General features: G+C 55.2%; 9 protein-coding genes. 3 read left to right on the top strand and 6 right to left on the bottom strand.

All coding sequences use genetic code 11. The features are described 5' to 3' along the window. Positions 1–357 precede the first annotated feature (357 nt). Both ABX962_RS08470 and ABX962_RS08475 read left to right on the top strand, forming a co-directional pair. On the top strand, positions 358–861 hold the full coding sequence (locus ABX962_RS08470) for a PDZ domain-containing protein (RefSeq protein ID WP_372718430.1): 504 nt from the start codon (positions 358–360) through the stop codon (positions 859–861). 257 nt (positions 862–1,118) lie between these two features. Further along, positions 1,119–2,615, top strand: coding sequence for an arylsulfatase (locus ABX962_RS08475; protein ID WP_372718445.1), 1,497 nt, complete (start codon positions 1,119–1,121; stop codon positions 2,613–2,615). 1,821 nt (positions 2,616–4,436) lie between these two features. Here the strand turns inward: ABX962_RS08475 and ABX962_RS08480 are convergent. The 5 genes from ABX962_RS08480 to ABX962_RS08500 form a co-directional block, all read right to left on the bottom strand. Then, positions 4,437–5,402, bottom strand: a complete 966-nt coding sequence (locus ABX962_RS08480) for an alpha/beta hydrolase family protein (protein ID WP_372718432.1) — start codon at positions 5,400–5,402, stop codon at positions 4,437–4,439. A 54-nt stretch (positions 5,403–5,456) separates the two neighbouring features. Further along, on the bottom strand, positions 5,457–6,350 hold the full coding sequence (locus ABX962_RS08485) for an alpha/beta hydrolase fold domain-containing protein (protein ID WP_372718434.1): 894 nt from the start codon (positions 6,348–6,350) through the stop codon (positions 5,457–5,459). A 126-nt stretch (positions 6,351–6,476) separates the two neighbouring features. Next, complete coding sequence (locus ABX962_RS08490) at positions 6,477–9,695, bottom strand: efflux RND transporter permease subunit (protein WP_372718436.1); 3,219 nt, start codon at positions 9,693–9,695, stop codon at positions 6,477–6,479. 167 nt (positions 9,696–9,862) lie between these two features. Next, complete coding sequence (locus ABX962_RS08495; RefSeq protein ID WP_372718437.1) at positions 9,863–11,077, bottom strand: efflux RND transporter periplasmic adaptor subunit; 1,215 nt, start codon at positions 11,075–11,077, stop codon at positions 9,863–9,865. Beyond that, positions 11,037–11,399, bottom strand: a complete 363-nt coding sequence (locus ABX962_RS08500) for a hypothetical protein (protein ID WP_372718439.1) — start codon at positions 11,397–11,399, stop codon at positions 11,037–11,039. Before ABX962_RS08500 ends, ABX962_RS08495 begins: the two co-directional genes overlap by 41 nt. 200 nt (positions 11,400–11,599) lie before the next feature. Between ABX962_RS08500 and pgl the strand changes: the two genes are divergently transcribed. Then, a complete protein-coding gene (gene pgl, locus ABX962_RS08505) occupies positions 11,600–12,319 on the top strand; it encodes a 6-phosphogluconolactonase (RefSeq protein ID WP_372718441.1) in 720 nt (239 codons plus the stop codon). A gap of 96 nt (positions 12,320–12,415) precedes the next feature. Here pgl and ABX962_RS08510 read toward each other — a convergent pair whose 3' ends face one another. After that, the gene (locus tag ABX962_RS08510; RefSeq protein ID WP_372718443.1) at positions 12,416–19,657 is read right to left on the bottom strand and encodes an Ig-like domain-containing protein; all 7,242 of its coding nucleotides are present in this window, start codon (positions 19,655–19,657) and stop codon (positions 12,416–12,418) included. Positions 19,658–19,714 lie beyond the last annotated feature (57 nt).

Genomic DNA, 19,714 nt, shown 5'->3' on the forward strand with positions numbered 1-19,714 from the left:
AGAGGTTGGGGTGGGGAAGGGGGGGGTGACAGGTAGTTTAAGGGAGCGGCAGGAGCAATGCAAATTTGCCCTGGTTGTTCGCCTCGCTATCCTGCGGCCAACTTGTCTTGTCGAGCCCAGGATTGGCACTTGCTGTGTGGGTGTGAACAGACGCATGGGTGAGGGTTCAGAGGCAAAAATTTTGGCATGCGTGACAAAAAGGGGCACGGCCGGCCATGAGATAGAGGGAGTGTTGTCGTGTGAGTTTCAAATTTGCCGTGACTCTCGCAACGCGATTCCTTAACTCATGTCGGACACGCATCTAAAATGGTAATAGGCGAATGCAAATCGTTTTTTGAAGGGGTGGGGGGAAATACGATGAACTGTCGAACGAACACAAGGTTTTCAGCCAGCGGCGTGGTGGTGCTGATGACGCTGGTGACGTCCAGCGTGATCTTACATGCGGGCGTGAGTGCTCACGGGAACGAACCGTTGGCGGCACCACTTGGTGAGCAGGCGGACTTTCAACCGCAGATTGGTGATTGGGGCGAACCGTTTGTGGAACCGCAACATCCCGGCCGTGATCATTTTGGCGGTTGGCACTTGGGAGTGTTTGGTCATTACACGACGACGGGACACCTGTTGACTCAAGTGTTCCCGAACACGCCCGCCTCGCGAGCAGGACTCGAACCCGGTGACCGGATCATCACCGTCAACGGCTTTCAGGTTGGCGACGTGCTAGACCGACAATATCCCATCGACATCCTCATCCAACGACACGCGTCACCCAACGGTTTCGTACGGCTGTTGGTGCAGAACCGTCGGACGCTACGACTCCACAATCTGGATGTCCGCTTGGCACGTGGTCGAATCCACTTTTAAGCCCAAATGCCCCTAAGACCAATGCATCGTTCTCGGTGGCGATAGTCGTCAAGACTTTCCTCCAGCCTCCGATACACGTCTGGCAAAATACGACTTCAAAGGGACGAATCCCCCTCAAAGCAACTTCGTTGTATGGTAGAGTGGTTCGGGCATTTGTGCCGATGCTCGTCCCTCCCCCCTCATCTGATCTGAAGTTGCCGTCTTAGGAGATCTCCCCCTTGAATACTCGCTGCCTTTCCATCTTCGTCCTATTGCTGCTGGTTTCGACCGTTCGCGTAACAGCCGATACGCCCAACGTGATCGTCATCATGGCGGACGACCTCGGTTATGGCGACGTTTCCTGCTACGGTGCGACGTCGTTGGAAACTCCGAATATTGACAAACTTGCTGGCGAAGGGGTGCGATTTACCAGTGGGTATTGTTCCGCATCCACCTGCACTCCCACGCGTTACTCGATGCTGACCGGCAGCTACGCGTTTCGTGGAAAACGCACCGGGATCGCGCCGCCAAACGCACCTGCGATCATTAAACCGGGGACGGAAACCGTCGCATCGCTACTGCAGGGTGCCGGCTACAAGACCGCCGTGATCGGCAAATGGCATCTTGGACTGGGAGGGGAGAGCGGGCCTGATTGGAACGGTGACCTCAAACCGGGGCCGCTCGAAATTGGTTTCGACACCTGTTTCCTCTTGCCCACGACCAACGACCGCGTGCCGCAGGTCTATGTTCACGATCATCGCGTTGAGAATCTTGACCCCACAGACCCATTGTGGGTTGGTGATAAAAAGCCAAGTCCTGAACATCCCACTGGCGTCACGCATCGTGACACGCTGAAAATGGATTGGTCGCATGGCCATAACTCGACGATTCATAACGGGATCAGCCGCATCGGATTTTACACCGGCGGGCACGCGGCTCGTTTTCGTGACGAAGATCTCGCCGACAAATGGGTTGAAAAATCGGTTGAGTTCATGGAGCAGCACAAAGAGCAGCCGTTCTTTTTGTTTTTCGCGGCGCATGACATTCACGTGCCCCGCATTCCGCACGAACGATTTCAAGGGAAGACGTCACTAGGACTTCGCGGTGACTCGATTATCGAACTTGATTGGTGTGTCGGCGAACTGATGAAGTCGCTCGATCGGCTGAAGTTAGCCGAAAATACGTTGGTTGTTTTCTGCAGCGACAATGGTCCGGTGCTCGATGATGGTTACAAGGACAATGCGATCGAGAAGATTGGCGACCATCGAGCCGCGGGGCCTTACACCGGAGGCAAGTACAGTGTCTATGAAGGCGGCACGCGAACCCCGTTCATCACTCGGTGGAAGGGCAGGATCAAACCTGCGGTGAGCGACGAAATCGTCTGCACTATCGACCTTGCTGCCAGCCTTGCTGCATTGACCGGTCAACCGCTACCTGAGGACGCATGTTTGGACAGTCTGAATGTGCTCGGCGCGTTGTTAGGGGAAGCAAGCGCCGATGGCCGCGAGAATCTGGTCCAACAAGACAACGGCAGCCGCGGGACGTACGGCTTTCGCGCCGGCAAATGGAAGCTGCATCGGTACGACAAGAAATCGGCGCGTAACGTCGTGGTCGAAACCGAGCTTGCCAATACGAAAGTGCCCCAGTACCAGCTCTTCAATCTCGACAAAGACCCCGCGGAACAGAACAATGTGCTCGCCGAGTATCCGGACGTTGCCGATCGCCTGAAGAATCAATTGTCGGGCATCATCGAACAAGGCCGCAGTCGTCCCTAGGGACGCAGCGACCGACTGATCCGCCACGGTAGTACAGGCGGCCAGCCTGTCATCGCATTCCCGTCCATCCTGTATCGGTGGTAAAGGCCTTCAAGCAGCTCTTTACTCCGCCTCGGCAATTTGCAATTTCCACTCTTCACCACCCCGCAGCAGCATCTGCTTGATGGCCTGTTTAAAAGGCAGAGGTGCTTGCCACGAAGGCATGGATCAAAGATCGCCCCAGGCACGCGCTTGCGATGATTGCGCTGAGTGTTCTAGTATTCTTTTCAGGGCAACCAATCTGTGAATGGTTAGCACGTAATTAACCATGATTCAATTCGCGGCGGATAACGAATACGATCAACACCGAAGGTGTATTCGCTCCGCTGTGTCGATTGCCTTGCGCACGATATCGCCTCCGCAACGATCACCTTTCTTCGGGAATCCGCTGTAAGTAGGCGCATCGGAAGATGCGCCCGCGCGGCGAAGACGAGCGTTGGATGATCACTCGGTGTCGCAGCCTGATCGGTGCCTGAATTCGGACGTAATCGCGGCTGAGGCATCTCACAACGTTAGCCATTGTGTTGCTTGCATGCGGCTGCGGTTCAATTGGTCCGGTAAAGCCAATAACCAACGCAGTGCTCGCTTTTTTATAGAAATCAGGGCTCCCAGCTTTTTGGCTAGACGTGACTGGGTTTTACTTACTTCAATAAATCTTTCTCTCCTCAATTTCTGTCTGAACAATACTGCCACACAGGTACGTGGCGGTCTGGGGAACCTCGAATTAATTCCCTGCGGCGAGACGCTCTGTACCGATCGATCGGTGATCGCTCTGACGATCGACAGACAGAAAGATTGGTGTGACAGAAATATGAGAAGACGCGGACGTGCGATGTTTTGTCTTCAACTGACAAACAAAATTTTGTTTGAAGTCATTGATCATTCGAGGACGTCTCCGTTTCTTGGGCTTGTCAACGTCGATTCGCCTCGTCGGTTGGACAGCGCGTTGGTCTCGCGTTAATCGATGGAAGTGGTTACTGTTTCGCTCGATCCCGGTTGATCCAGGTCGTGCATCAAGTGTTCGATCGCAAACATCGTCCACAAATCGTGGTTACAATATCCTAGTGTGAATGCTTTTCCCCGCGTGCCGATATCGATAGAGTTACCACTCTTTTAAATTCATTCGTCGCTCTATCAACCTGCGTCTATTAACATCGACTCGAAATGGAAACAACTGAAGTATGACAAACCGGCAAAAGATCGGAATCGGTTGTTTCGTGATAGCAGCACTCTTTGCTGGCGTCGCGATCAACAACACATTTATCTCGCCCGTGATCCCCGTAGGTGATGAATCTGGACTCGGTGTGAGCCGTCTCGTCGGCGCATTCCTGCCAGCGGTGGTTCTCCTTGCGTTAGGATTGTGGCTATTTGAAAAACCCAAAACTTGATTTGGTTGCGGGAAATGCAGATCATCTAGAGCGACTGTCTCGACATTCGCGAGTATCGACGAAACATGCTTTAGGCCCGGAGCAACAGATGCAGAGGTTGCAAATGGAAGGCTCGTAAGCTGCGGCACCGTCATGCTGATCGGCGTACTAGGTCGGTCTCGTTTTGAACCGCGAGCGTTTTATTGGTTGGGCGATTTGTTTGGATTGTCGTTTGGGAGCGGGTTCTAAACGCGGTTTGGCGTGATGACCTATCGTTGGCGAAAAAGTGGTGGTGGGCTTCAGGATGAAGCTCAACGATTGGCGGCCTGCATCTAACTTTTCGTTCCGTCGTGTGAAATCACGGGGTAGAAGGGTTGAGGAATATGCCGACATAGCCCACTATTGTTGCGTGGCGTTACTCGCCGTTTCGGTGTTGATGCTCGTGGAGGCTCTCGATCCAGGCGATAGCGGCTTCCGAGATCAATTCGTGCCGTCCGTCAAAAATCGTCACGGTCGCGTTTCCGGAGGTGCGGCGGAAGAGTGGTTGTTTGCTTCCGTAGCTCGGATCGGATAGCGATTGTGTCAGTGATGCGGGCACTTTGACTTCTTTATCAAAGTAAGCGATCTCGTCCGCAGATAATCGATCTTCGGTCGCAGCCACTTCGTTGAACGCCAACAAGGAATGACTGATGGGGACGCTGCCGTCGTGCCCGTCGCGAATGCCCGCATTTAGATGCAGTTTTACGTCTTTGGCGTTTGCGAGAAACGTAAGCGGTGATCGTTTTTGATACTCTTTGTCTACTTCGACGCTGCTGCCTGGCACTCCACCGCACGATGCGACGATGTTCTTGTAATAGCTGCGGTTGGCCCGCTTGCATTGGTGGTACCAAGCCGTCAGGTCAGAGATGGGCACCCACGCCGAAACCCCTGCCCAGATCTCAGGATGATGGCCCGCCATCACCAGCGACGTATAGCCACCGCCGGAGGTGCCGACCAGATAGATCGATGTTGGGTCAATGTTCGCGGTCTGTTTGGCGTAATCAACGGCACTGACAATGTCTTTGACGACAAGTTCCGAACCCGTTGCCTGGGGGCGAAAATTCGGGCCACGGAAATTGGGATGAATGTACGCCCAGCCCTTTTGGATGCACCACTGCTGGATGTCTTTGTGGCTATCTTGTTTGTAGTCACCAGACCACGTGTGCAAAGCAACAATCAAAGGCACCGGATCGTCACTCTTTGGATTGAAAAACATCGCGGGCTGCTGTGATTCGTCCGCTGAACTAGGGTAACGAATCTCGGTAACATCCTCGCCACACAGGACGTTGTCGGGTGCAATCGCGGTGATTGAGAGCAAGATTAGTACGGAAATGAATCTCATCTTTCCGAGGTCCTGTGGGGATTGGGGTGAGAACTAGCGAGGTGCGGAGGAGGGTTACTGAGGTCGATGTTGATCCAGGAATGTCAGCAAGGTTGCGAAATGAGGGTCGCGAAAGAAGCGGACGCCGCCGTGGCCTGCCGCAGGAACCGTGACGAGTTTTGCAGACAATCCAGCATCGCGATACCGAATGACGATGTGTTCGCTCTGGTCCATCCGAACCACTTCGTCCTGGGTACCGTGAAAGACGAGTAGCGGCGGATCGTCCGAGGAAACATAGTGAGCCGGACTCGCTGCTTTTTCGAGCTCCTGAATCACTTTTCCATCGCGAAGTCCGCCAAGTAATGCAAAGCTTCCCGACTTTTCAGTGTAAGCTCGCTCGGGTTGCGTTTTGCCTCGCAACACAAAATCTGATGGACCAAAGTAGTCGACCACGGCTTGCACGGCCGAAGATTGCTCGGGATGGCCCCCGAGCGTGCCTTCCAAAGTCGCGACGCCGTTCGTCACGCCTAGCATTAATGCGAGATACCCGCCGGCGGAGCTTCCGGCGACTGCGATCCAATCGCCGTTATAGCCGTATCGCTCGGCATTAGCGCGAAGCCATCGCACCGCAGCTTTGCAATCATGGACTTGGGCAGGAAAGATCGCGGTGTCGGTAAAGCGATAGCTGATACTTGCCAGTGCGTACCCGTGCTCGGTAAGTTTGCGAATCGGTGGTTTCGCTTTCGAGCCCGCACGCCATCCGCCGCCATGGATCCAAATTACCAATGGAGCTTTGCTCGCACTCGCGGGTAAGTAGAGATCGAGTTTTAAAGGTTGTCCGTCGGGATCAGCAAAAACAAGATCACGATGCACGGTCAAATCCCGAGTTTCTTGTCCGCCTAATTTTCCTGTCATCAACACAGTGGCAAGTAATCCAATCGTAAGAGTGGGGACTTTTGCGGTAACCATTGAATTGTCTTATTGTTAGCTTGCACGCGAAACAGCAAATCGAGGATTGGCTGGCAGCATGTTGCTAAACGATGGGCTGAGGGCGGTCGAGATTGATGTTTGGGGTCTTGGTGACAGGCCGGTAGCCTATCCCGCTTTTTTTTGCATCAATCGTTTGGGAAGTGCGGCGAGGTCGTCAAAGAAAGTATAGAGCACAGGGATAGCGATCAGCGTCAGTACTAGCGAGAGTGTTTGTCCGCCGGCGGCCAGCACTGCGATCGATCGACGTTCTTCGGCACCAGGCCCGGTGGCGATCAACAGCGGCAGCAGTCCAGCGACGAATGACAGCGTGGTCATTAGAATCGGGCGCAGTCGGTCTCGGTTCGCTCGCATGATCGCGTCGTGACGCTCGAGACCTTCCGCACGTAGCGCGTTCGTATGGTCGACTTGCAAAATCGCGGCCTTCTTGACCACCCCAAATAGCACCAAGATCCCAAGCGCCGAGTAGAGATTCAACGTCTCGCCTCCCCAGTAAAGACTGAGCAGTCCGAACGGCACGGCCAATGGTAAGGACAACAGAATGATCAGCGGATAGATCATGTTTTCGTATTGTGCCGCCAACACGATGTACATGAACACGAACGACATCAGAAAGGTCCATCCAAAATCGGTGATGGTACGTTCCAGTTCTCGCCCGCCGCCGAGGGCCTGGCCACTAAATCCAGTGGGCATACCAATTTCTTCGGCGGCTTGCTTCACCGCTTCGGTTCGATCTGCCAACGCATAGCCAGCCGCGACGTTGGCTCGCACCGACACCATCCGTGATCGGCTTAGACGGTCGATTCGCGAGGCGGCTTTGCTAAATTCGAAATTGACGACGTTGTCGATGCGGGTCAGCGATGGGCTGCCATTGTCCTCGGTCGTTACTGCAGCTTGTTCGGTCGTATTCGTACGTGCTGTTGGATTGGTACGAACATACAATTGCGAGATCGACGGGACGTCATTGCGGTCCATGCCAACCAAACGCAACTCGACGTCGTAAGCATCGCCTGCGGATCGATCCAGATAACGCGAGACACGGTCATCCCCGCCCACCGCCACCTGTAGCGTCTCAGCAATCTCGCGCACCTCGACTCCCAAGGCGGCCGCTCGCTCTCGGTCGATCGATGCCAACAGCTCAGGATTATCGATTTGCAGGGTTGAGTAAACGTCAACGATGCCTGGAATCGTCTCGGCCTTTTTACGTAACTTTTCGCTGAACTCGAGTAGCTGATCGGCGTCAGGGCCAGTAATCGCAAAATCGATGTCGACCGGAGCTCCCTGGCGTAGTGACGTCAAGTTTCGAACGGAAACGCGAACATCGTCGAGTTTGCCCAGCTTTTTACGAATCTCGCCCATCTTGTCACGCTGGCTGAAATTGCCACGAAACGCCGCTTTCGGATCACCGGCGAGGAGTCCCTGCCATAATCGGCCCAGCGAAAATGTGCGATATTGGCTATCGATCAGCCGGATATAGATTTGCGCCCGGTTCACATCGCCATAACCACCGGTGCCCACGGACGCCAAGACGGTTTCGACCCCCTCAACGCTGCTGAGAATCGCCTCGGCGCGGTCGATTGTTTCTCGCATCGCAGTCAAGCTTGCCCCAGGTCTGGCTTCGGCTCGCACTTCGAATTCGGACTCGTCCACATTCAGGGGAACATAGTCGCGTCGAACCCATTGGCTAAGCGGGATGTTCGTTGCGATCACAAGTACGACCACCACCAACACGGCCCAGCGAAACCGTAGTGCGATCGCCAGTAACCACAGGTAGGCGTTTTCGATGAGTAAATACAAACCTCGCCGCGACTTAGGAGCCGCAGCGTCTTTAGACGGACCATCCTTAGGGGCCGCGTGAAGTAGTTTGCTGCACATCATCGGTGTCAGCGAAAAGCTGATCAACATCGATATCAAAATGGCAACGGTCGCGGTCACTCCAAATTCGAATAACAAACGCCCCGTCACACTCGAAAGGAACGAAACGGGCAAGAAGACGATCACCAGCGACAGGGTGGTCGCAAGCACCGCCAGACCGATTTCTTTGGTTCCCTTGACTGCGGCTTCGGCCGGTTCCATTCCTTTTTCTTCGATACAATGGAACACGTTCTCTAAGACCACGATCGCGTCATCGATCACAACGCCGACCATCAACACTAACGCCAGCATGGTGACGTTGTTCAGGGTGAATCCGAACCACTTCATAAACGCAAAGGTGGCAATGATCGACGCAGGAATTGCAACCGAGGCGATGATGGTTGAACGCCATGACCGCATGAACAACAACACCGTCAAACAGGCCAAGATACTGCCAGAGACAAGGTGCCGTTCAATTTCGTGCAGCGCCTCGACGATGTAGCGTGATTGGTCTTGAATGATTTCGACATGCACATCGTTTGGTAACAATGCTTCACATCGCGGAAGCGTTTCTTTGATCCCGTCGATCACCGCGACGGTGTTTTGTCCGCTTTGACGTTGCACTTGCAGTACCACTGCCGGGGTTCCGTTCAGACGAGCCAGTGTGCGAACTTCTTTTGTGGCATCGTTGGCTTGCCCAAGGTCGCCCAGACGAATCGCCGTGTCTCCGACGGTAGCGACGACCAAATCCGAAAACGCACTCGATTGGGCAACGCGTCCAAGCGTCCGTAGCGAGCGTTCACGTTGTCCCTCGTTCATTCGCCCACCGGGCACCTCTGCGTTCTGTCGGGCAAGCGCATCACGGACTTGCAAGATCGAGATGCCGTAGGCGGCGAGTCGGTCGGCGTCGATATCGACTTGGATTGCCCGGTCGGCAGCACCCGCGATTTGGACTTGCCCGACACCCCGCGATGATTCAATCACGTTTTTGACATAACGATCTGCTAATACGAACAACTCGCGAGGCGATCGGGGGCCCGAAACGGCCAGCGTCATGATCGGTGACGAATCGAGGTCTTGCTTCTGGATGATGGGGGGATCGATTCCCGGCGGTAATCGATTGACAACGCTTGCGACCGCATCGCGAACATCTTGGATGGCCGCGTCTATGTCGCGGTCGAGCTGGACCGTAATGATCACAAAGGAGCGTCCATCCGCCGAGATCGAGCGTAGTTCGTCAATCCCCGCCACCGTGGCTACGGCGTCTTCCAGGATTGAACTGACCTCGGATTCCACCTCTTCCGCCGCAGCGCCCACGTAAGTGGTGCGAATGAAAATCTGAGGCAGGTCAAGATTGGGAAAGCGATCCACGCCCAATTGTGGAAACGCGACCACGCCCGCCACCACAAACGCGGTGATCAGCATCAGGGCAAATACGGGGCGTTTTACGCAAACTTCGGCAAGCCAATACACAGATCATTCATTCCTGGTGAGTCGTGGGATAGGCTTTTAGCCTGTCGTTGTGGGACAGGTTTTCAACCTGTCATCAGCATCCTCTTCTGCCCCAAACAATTCCTTTAGAGAGTCATCTCCGAAATACGCAGGGGGGGACAAACTTTAAACCGATCCGATCTTGTGGTTCACATTGCGGCAATCGGTGCAGCCGAATGCACCGCCGCCTGAGGTACCTTCTCTGAATTGACTTTGCCCACACGTCCGCGTTCGGCGTCAAGCAGGATCAAATCGCCTGCAGACAATCCCTGTACGATTTCCAGGGAAGCAGCGCGGCGTTCTCCGATTCGCACCTCTTGTTCTTGCGTCACCCCCTCGACGACTTTCCAAGCTTTCGTTGCGCCGGCAAACTCGCTGATCGCCGAATCCGGAACGACTAAGGCAAGGGCATCGGGATCGGTGACCACTTCGGCTTCGGCGAACAAGCCCGCGCGGAGCGTTTGATTTTCATTTTCGATCAACGCTTCGAACGTCAACGCTCGGCTCTGCTGGTCAAGCGCCGGACTGACCCGCGTGATCTTTGCTTCGCGTGGCTCCGTGACCGATTCGATTTTCAGTCGCAAGCTTTGTCCTACCGCAATCGACTGCGAATAGCGTTCTGGTATTTTTCCTCGGAACCGTAGCGGGTTTGTCCGAACAATCGTCGCTACCGGCTGGCCGACTGACACGAAGGTTCCCGGAGCGACTTGTCGGTTCAGCACAAACCCATCCATCGGAGCACGAATGATCGCATCTTTCAAACGCTCGCGAGCGACCGCCAACTCGACTTGGCGGACTTGGATAAGAGCGATCTTCTCTCGAACGCCGTTCACTGCGGATGCATACCGAGCCTCGGCAACTCGTTCTGCGGCCGCCGCGACGTCATACTCGCCTTGGGACATTGCATTTTGGCTGCGTAACGACGCGATTCGCTCGAGACTGCTTTGCGTCTCTTCCCATAGCGCCCGTTCTTGCCGGACAGGGGGCGCGTTGGCCGGATCGAGTTTCGCGACAGGATCACCTTCGAGCAGTCCAACCGACGATCGCGCCTGCAATAGTTGGGCCTCGGCTTGTTGGACCTGTAGTAAAAAATCTTCTTGGTCCAGTGTGACCAGCGGATCACCGAGTTTTAGTACGTCACCGACATCGCCATGAACCTCAGCGACTCGCCCGGCAACTTTAGCGCCCACGATGGATTGTTCGTCCGCATACAAACTGCCTTGACTGCGAACCGTTTTTGGCCAGCGAGACAATTCGATGCTCAGAACTTCTGCGTCAAGCGTCTCGAGTGACTTTGGTTTGGCTTCGATCTTGGCTTCGTTCTTACTGCGACATCCGCAGATCACGATAGCGCTCAGCAACATCCATGACAAATATCGAGCAGTCATAATCGACCAGCGAAAGGAAAGGTGGGTGGCGGGGGATCCAGCGAACCATCGTGATCAGGTTCAACGTGAGCGAAATACTGATCGGTGGGGAGACGATCATGGTGGGGAACTGACTATTGTATTCGCCGATGCCAAGCTTCGCTACCTCCGCCGCCATCGGTAGGGAATACTTGTGTTGACTACGGTTGCATTCATCCGTAACCCCTTCGCCTGAGTCGCAACAACCCCCGCTGGCGATTGATTGCGGGCGATGCTTCACAGGCACATTTGGCTTGATACGAATAACAAGATCAATCACCGACAAATCCCGCCGTCGCTGCCCAGAGAGGCGAAAGATGTTCTAATGTGATTCCCGATAACACGGCTTCATCCCCGAATATCCACAAGGATTACCGAGTCCTTCGAATGCGTCCATCACTCCTATTTTAGCAGTCGGCTTCGGAATCCACGGTCGAAATGACCAACACGCTCCTTTTAAAAACAATCACGAGTCAAACGATGAGTACTGAAACGAAAAAGTTCGCCGATCCCGCCGCAGTGGCATCCGGTTTCGCCGCCGATTTTGCGGAGTGGTTTGCAACACAATCCCAAGAAAAAATCACGATTGCACTCTCGGGCGGCAGCACGCCCAAATTACTGTTTGAGTTATGGGGGAGTGAATACGCCGAGAAAATTGACTGGTCACGTCTCCATTTCTTCTGGGGCGACGAACGCTGCGTCGATCCCAATGACAGCGACAGTAACTATGGTGTTGCAAAAGCGTTGTTTTTGGACAAAGTTCAGATTCCTGAGGAAAACGTTCACCGCGTGCACGGCGAAGCGGACCCCGATGAAGAGCGATTGCGTTACGAGAATGAGATCTACGGACACGTTGATATTGATGACAACGCGGTGCCAGAGTTTGATCTGATTATCCTAGGAATGGGAACCGACGGGCACACCGCTTCGATTTTCCCGCACCAGAGTCAATTTTTGAAATCGCCTCAGGTTTGTGAAGTCGCAATTCATCCTGAAACGGCACAAAAACGCATCACTTTAACTGGCCCGGTGTTGAACCGAGGCAAAAAAGTTGCGTTTCTGATCACCGGCGCCGACAAAGCGGAGGTATTGACGCAAGTCATCAAAAAAGAGGGCGATTTCGCCAATTTCCCTGCATCGCACGTGGAGGCCGTTGATTTGACCTTCTACGTCGACGAAGCGGCAGCGGCGAAGTTGTAAACCCATCTTCGCTCGCCATCGCATGCAAGCGATTGATATTGGACGCGGAAGCGAGACGGCCAGTGACGCGTCTCGCTTTCGATCGGCCGACTCTGTTTACGACAAGACGCCTCGTCGGCTTTCTAAGTCGGCCGTGATCCAATCGGTGTCGTCCTCGTCATCCAGCAAATTTCCGCTGAAAACATCGTCGACAGCGGCGGAGTAAGCGACGCTGCTATTGCGTTGGACGGACAGTTCACTTTGACCGCTACTGCCGCGTTGGCCGAGACGATTCATTTCGTTGATGACCAACAACGCATCAAACGCGGTGACGACCTCATTTGAATCGACGTCCAAGTAGTTGCCGTTGGCGGCTAGTAGCCGCGGTGCTTGACTTGCCTCGGCATTCGTCAGTCCGCGGCTAATTGCATTGATCACTGTCAGGGCATCCAATGCGGTGACTTTGCCGTCATTGTTGACATCGTAGCGATTCTCGCCATTGGTCAACCCGGTCAGATTTGTCGGCGCATTGGCCGAGGCGATCGGTGGGTCAAAGTTACCAAAGATGGGCAATGCGGTTTCGTCGCCATACTGCGCAAACGTGTCGTTACCGAGCGGGGCGGGTGAATAGGCGTCAAACACCTTGGCCGGATTGTCGTCGGCTCGGTCAGAGATCCAGAAAAAGACTTCGCCTTGTTCTTTTGGCAGGATGCCTTGGCGACCTTTCACCCAGATTCCGATGTCATCGATACCGTCAAGATTGATGTCGCCGACGATCGGCCGGTCGGTAAACCCGCTCAACCCGCCGAACCGTTTGAAATCGTCGCGAACGTCCCAGGTGAAGTCTGCGGTGCCGTCACGGTTGGTGTCAAAAATAAATTGGTTCGTGTCGTTGACAAACACGGCCAAATCATCGCTGCCATCACCGTCAAAGTCTCCGACGATCGGAAGCCCGTTGTAATTGGTCGATAGCCGCTCGTTACTGTCGATTTTGTTGTTGCCGTTGGTATCCAAGTACCAAGCTTGACCATCAAACAGACCAATTTCATCGCCATCTTTGGCTGCGCTAAAATCACCGGCCACGGGGATCCCGTTGACTTGGTATTGCCCCGGCATGATCGACGCAACATCGCCAACACCATCGTCGTTGGTATCAATCAGGAAGCTGTACGTGCCGTTGAAACGTCCATAGGCCCCCAGTTTGTCAAAGCCCGACGCAATGCCGGTGTCTTTGTCGGCAAAGTTGCCAGTGAACAAGGCGTCTGTCAACTGGCCGAACTGCATGACAAAGTCGCGATTGGTCGCGTCGTTGTCTTGCCCTTCGGGGTCAAAGACATGGTTTCCATTAATGTCGACGTAGACCAATCCCTGGCTGATTGTCCCAAATTCAGGGCGGCTGTCGACGGTAAAGCGAGCGGCGAAATCACCGCCGCTGATTCCGTTCCCCGAGGGTAACACGGCAATTGGGGTTCCCGGAGCTTGAGCCGAAGAATCACCGTCCAGCAAGTTGCCGGCGGCGTCCGAAATTGAATCATCCAGCGTCAACGTGTAGCGATCGTCGGCCAACAGAGCCGCAAACTGAATTCGCACGACAACCTGTTCCGGCGTCGAACTGACGATCAATGCATTGTCGATCAGCACTTGTCCACTGTGATCACCCACCAGCTTGTAGTTGCTGACGTCCGCAGCCAAACCGGGATCCACCGCCGGTGAGCTAAGTCCCGCAGCAGCCGAGGGGCCGCCGGCAAACGTGATCAACAGCGAACCCACGCGACCAGTCGGACTCAAGTTTGGCTTTGAGGCAAACACGGTATCTCCGGCAAAGTAGTCGACGCCGGTGACGATCGGTGGGGTGGTGTCCAGCAGGATATTCAGGAAGGTCGGATTGGACACGTTGCCTGCCAAATCCTCGGCGGTGCCGCCGATTTGACGCTGACCGTCGAAGCTAAAGCCAACATTCAAATCCGCCGTCGACGTCGCTCGATACTGTCCGCCTGGGAAAGCGTCATCGCCGTCCAAGGGGACTGCGACGGCGAGACCAATCGCCGCGTCGGAGCCATCGATTACGTTGTTCGTGATGGTGGCCCCATCGGCGTAAAGGCGTACCAACGAATCGGCTTCGGCGGTGCCGACAAACCCAGGCGTTCGCACGTTCGTGATCCGATCCGACGTGCTGCCGATGTTGCTTTGCACGCCGCTGTCGGTGACCGCAGGATCCAATGAGATCGACGGCGCGGCAGGGGCCGTCGTGTCGATCACCAGATTCAATAAGAAGTCATGGCTAATGTTCCCCGCTCGGTCTTCAACTTCGATTTTTAAGTTGTGTACGCCATCGGCCAACGCTGGCAAAATCGTCTGCGCATTACTGCTGTTTAGCAACAGTAGGCTCGTGAACATCGCGTTACGGCCCAGTAAGGATGTGCTGGCGTCTGCCGAAGCGTCCGCGGCAGAATCGTAAAGTAATGTCTCGGTCACCAACGTTTGGTTGCCGACGACGCCGGTTTCCGCTCGATCATAGACTCGATACTTCAAATAGTCCGTTAGGAACGCCCCCGCGACGGTCAAATCAGGAACGACGGCGTGCAGGTCGGCATTGGCGTCGTGGGTTGTCAGACTGACCGATGGCGTGTTGTCGTTGGTGATGTTGTCGTCGTTATGGCGACCACTATCGCTGGCCTCATCCAAATCGAGCAGCGGCAAATTCGGATCGAGCGTGTCGACTTCAAGACGGATCGTTTCCGATACGGCTTCGTTGCCTGCCCAGTCTTCGATCAGCGCATACACATCGTAGACACCGTCGGTGAGCGGTTCGGCAGTGATTTCCCAAATCCCCAGCCCATCCGTGTCGGTCGCTCCGGGGATACCGGCTTGGACATCGGTAAAGTCCGATCCGACGTTGCCGGTGCCGATCACCAGTAACTCGCCAAAGGCTACTCCGCTGCTGTTCACTTTCTGAGCAAACAGAGTAATGATGCCGTTGGTTTCTCCGCGACCTTGGAATGCAATCTCTTGAATGTTGGTGACGTTGTCGTCGTCGTACATCCCGCTGTCGCTTGACGCCAGTATGTCGATCGTGGTCGTTGGCACGAGCGTATCGATCTTGACTTGCAGTAAGAAGTCGGGGCTGACGTTTCCGGCGCGGTCTTCGATTTCCAACTTGAAGTTGTGAACTCCATCGGGGAACGGGGTGCCGGCAGGATCGTTTAGCACTTGCGTCACGGATCGCGTCAACGTTCCCAGCGTCGTGAACGTGTTTCCAAATTCGACAAATGAATCGTAGACCAGCACTTCGCCGTTTCCATCACCGACTCGCCAATACAGTCGGTAGATGACATCGTTGGGCAGTGGGTTGCCATTGCCGTTGACGGTGTCATCGCCAACCATCTCGAACTGCAGCACGTTTTGGCCGGTGATGTTGTCGTCGGTGCTGTGGCCGTCATCGTTGATTAAATCCAAGTACGGCGTGTTAGGAACAACCGCATCGACGTTGATTACTAAGGCCTCGCTGGCAGCATTGACGTTGCCGGCAAGGTCTTCGAGAACAACGGTTAAAGAATGCGTTCCCGTATCGAGCGGTTCGGTGGTGATTTCCCAGTTGCCTTCGGTGGTCGCGATGCCTTGGCCAACCAAATCGGTTCCCGAGAAGACTCGCACTTTTGTGTTCGGTTCGACCTTCGTGCCAGCGGGATTGGCCAATGCCACGGCTTGAATGTGCGTAACATCATCATTGTCAAACATCCCCGTGTCGGCGATGCTCAGCAGGTCCGGAGCGGCAGCAACCACTGGAGGTGTGGTGTCCACGGTAAACAAGAACGCACCACTAAGTGGGCTGCGGCCAACGGCACCTGCGGCGTCTTGGATGCGTGTCCAAGATTGAACCAAGTAAACATCATCGCCCAGCAGCGTCGCCGTCGCATTCCAAAGCGTCGGGTTCGCCGCATTGACCAGGTTCGCTTCGACCGTGGTGACCGTCCCCGTGGTGGTCGAGGTAAAGCTGAGGATGACTTCCGCACCGGCGACTGCGGTACCCTGGTCGACGGGGATGTTCATGGCGGCAAAGTCAACCAAGTCGTCCTGGATGACAATAGCCGGAGTGTTGTCACTGGTGACGTTGTCGTTGTTGAGCATCCCCGAGTCGCTTGTGGAGCGGAGGAACGGTGTCGCTGGAATCGGAGCCGCAAAATTCTCGATTTCAAGGTCGTACGTATTCTGGTCGCCATCGGCGGAGGTGACTTGGACAAAATATTTTTGTTGGGCAACCACAGGAACCACGATTTGCTGACCGCCTGTGACCGCCGCGCCGGCGACAATCAACGTCCCAGACGAATCAAACAAGTTGATCACGACGTCGCCGCCATCGCCATCCAACGGAACTCCATCGGCGGTGAAATGAGCGTTGACAATCAGCTTTCCGGTGTCATGGGCGGTGACCTGATACCAGTCGTTGTTGACGACCCCCGCAGCACCGCCCGATGGCATTTGGGTCGCGTGCAGCGTCGCACGCATCACCGTGATCGCCGGTTCGCTGCCAAGCACCTTTGCCGTGGCCTGCGTGTCGTTGGGTTCGAATTCGTCCGGCAGTAACAAAGTGATGCCGTCAACTTGCAGTAGTTCGAATTCATCGAAGCTGATCGTCTGGTTCGGTTGCACGAGCACGCCACCGGAGTCCGCTTCAGGACCGGGCTGGAGGCTAAAGGGAGCTCCGCCAAGAACGACGTTTAGTGTGTCGCCGGTCCCTTGCAGCACGCCGATCGGGTTGCCCCCGAAGACGTTGTAGTCAAGTCCGCCAGCGGGATCGGATGTGATGTTCACCGTGTCGGCTCCGTCGCCCGCTTCGATGCGAACTTGCTCGATGCCCGCAATCGTGTTGACTCCGGCGGACAAACCCCCGGTAATCGTGAACGCACCGCCTGCGTGGAAGGTGGAAATGGTTTCGCCTGCGGAGGTCCCACTAACCAAAATGGTATCCGCCCCAGCGCCCCCATCGATTGTATTATTGCCGTCACGCGCGTCGATTGTGTCGTCGCCGTCACCGCCATTGATGGTGTCGTCGCCAAGTCCGCCAATCAGCGTGTCATTACCGGCACCGCCATTGAGAATTGCATCGGCTGACAAAAAGTCATCGCCAGCACCGCCATTGAGAGTGATCGCCACGGTCGTTTCGACGCCCGGGACTGCCTTGATGACGTCATTGCCTACATTTCCGTTAACGATCAAACTGTCCGTCAGCTCGCTGTTGGTCAGGGTGATGTCATACGACAAGCCGCGAACACGTACGGTGCCTGCTGCGGGGCTCGAGATGTCGATGTTGTCGGCTGTGTCGCGTCCGTTGACCGTGACGGTATCGACTGCGGCGGCATCTGCTGCGCCAAGGTTCAGATTGATGGTTCGGACTTCGGTCGTGAATAGATCATTCACCGTGAATGTGTCTGCACCCCCTTGTCCATCGACAATCACATCCTCGATTCCATGGTTGTCGATCACCAATGCACCAATCAACGCGTTGAAGTGCGTCGGAGTGCCACCGCCTTGCAGCGTGAATGCGTTGGCACCCGCGTTGCCAAAGAAGCGGAAAATGTCGGCTTCGTCGTCACCACCATTATTGGAGTCGGCACCGTCGCCCGGCTCCCAAACAAAGTTGTCGAAACCAGCGCCACCGAAGTTGACGTCGTTACCTGGGTCATCGGCGGTACCATCGGCAGTGAGTGTTGGATTGCCGAAGATGTCTTGGCCATCTTCACCGTACAGCGTATCGTTGCCGAGACCGCCGATTAATATATCGTTACCAGCACCCCCGTAGATGATGTCGTTCAGATCGGAGCCACGAATCGTGTCATTGCCATCGTCTCCTTTGATCGTGACATGGAACGGTGCCACTCCACCGTATGTGAATCCGGTTAAATTGATATTGTCATCGTCTTCCAAACCTTGAACTGCCAAGGCGGCCAATCCCGTTCCCGCAGTGATGTTGACGCCGTTGACCGTGACCACATTCGCAGTGGAGGTCAGTGTGTCGGCAGCCGCAGTGCCGATCAATTCTAGTACGTCGTCGGTCGGCGTCGAAGCGTCACCGGTCACGGTAAAGGAGGTTGCGAAGCTAAACGTCATGTTGGTCGGAGCAAGCCGGAATCGATCCGCTCCGGATTGGTTGACAAGCTCGACGGTATCGAAACCGCTGATGTCGATGGATTCTCGATCATCGATTTGCACGAGGTCGCCGACCAACCCGCCGCCGACGTTCCAGGTGTTGTCGCTGAAGTCATCATTGATGACGAGTGAATCGGTATCACCGGCGCCAATGCCAAATAGGTCTCCTAGCAGTAGATGTTCGATGCCTCGATAGGGGATGTTCAATCCATCGACAGCCACACGACCTTCGCCTGGAACCAAACCGGGAAAGACGGTGAAGGCTTCGTCCAAGCCGACCGCGCCGATCACGCTCAGCCGATCGCTACCGCCAGGGCTGGCACCCGCGATCGCGATTTGCGAGTAGGGCTGCGGCGTATTGATGACGAATGAATCGTCTCCATCGAAGGCTTCGAGCGTTAACGCTTCAACGTCCGTCGTGGTAATCGGTCGATGCACAACCGCGCTAGCAGGATCTCGGAGCGTCACCCCGTCGCTGGTTGCAGCCACCTCAAAGACATCGTTTCCGATCGTGCCATTGACAATCAAGCGATCCCGCGATCCCACGGGTTGGCCACCGCCGTCAACGTTCAATGTGGATGCGGCACCGAGGTTTTGATACTGGATGCCGAGCAAACTGTTGACGCGAAAGGTTCCTTCGTCAACCGCAGTTCCGGGAGTATGGATGATGGTGTCTGCTGCGGCGGTCGCAACGACTTCAAGCGCATCGTCACCACCTAGACCGGTAAAGATCAATCCTTCGACAGTAGTCAAAGCCACCAAACCCAGAGCGTTGACCTGGATCATGGCCGCGTCAGCGGCGGTGGGGGTAATTGTGAACATGTCAACGGCGGTCGTACCGTTAATGGTAACCGTGTCGCTCGCAGCGGGGTCGCCGCCATTGACATTGACCTCGACACCTGCCACCGGAGTGATCGAGAAAGCATCGTCACCGAATCGACCTTGCAGATTGACTACCGAAAAGTTTGCGTTGGCTCCGCCAGCGTTTGCCGTCACCACGGCGCCATCGTTGATCCACACACGTGCTTCACTTGCCGTTGCAGTGGGGCTCAATGCGACCGTGTCGTCATCATTGGTCGCACGAACGGTCAGCGTGCTTGCAGCGGTTGCCGAGGTCAGATTCAACAATTCGACATTGGTGAAATTCACATCGCCAACACCGAGGCCCAATTGGTCCACCAGTCCGCTGGTGGATTCCGCTCCTTGAGTCACTCTCGCACTTGCATTTGCATTGACAACCAACGTGTCTGAAGCAACCGGATCACCGCC

Origin of the sequence: Novipirellula sp., from assembly GCF_041583735.1 — a bacterium.
Classification (GTDB): Bacteria; Planctomycetota; Planctomycetia; order Pirellulales; family Pirellulaceae; genus Novipirellula.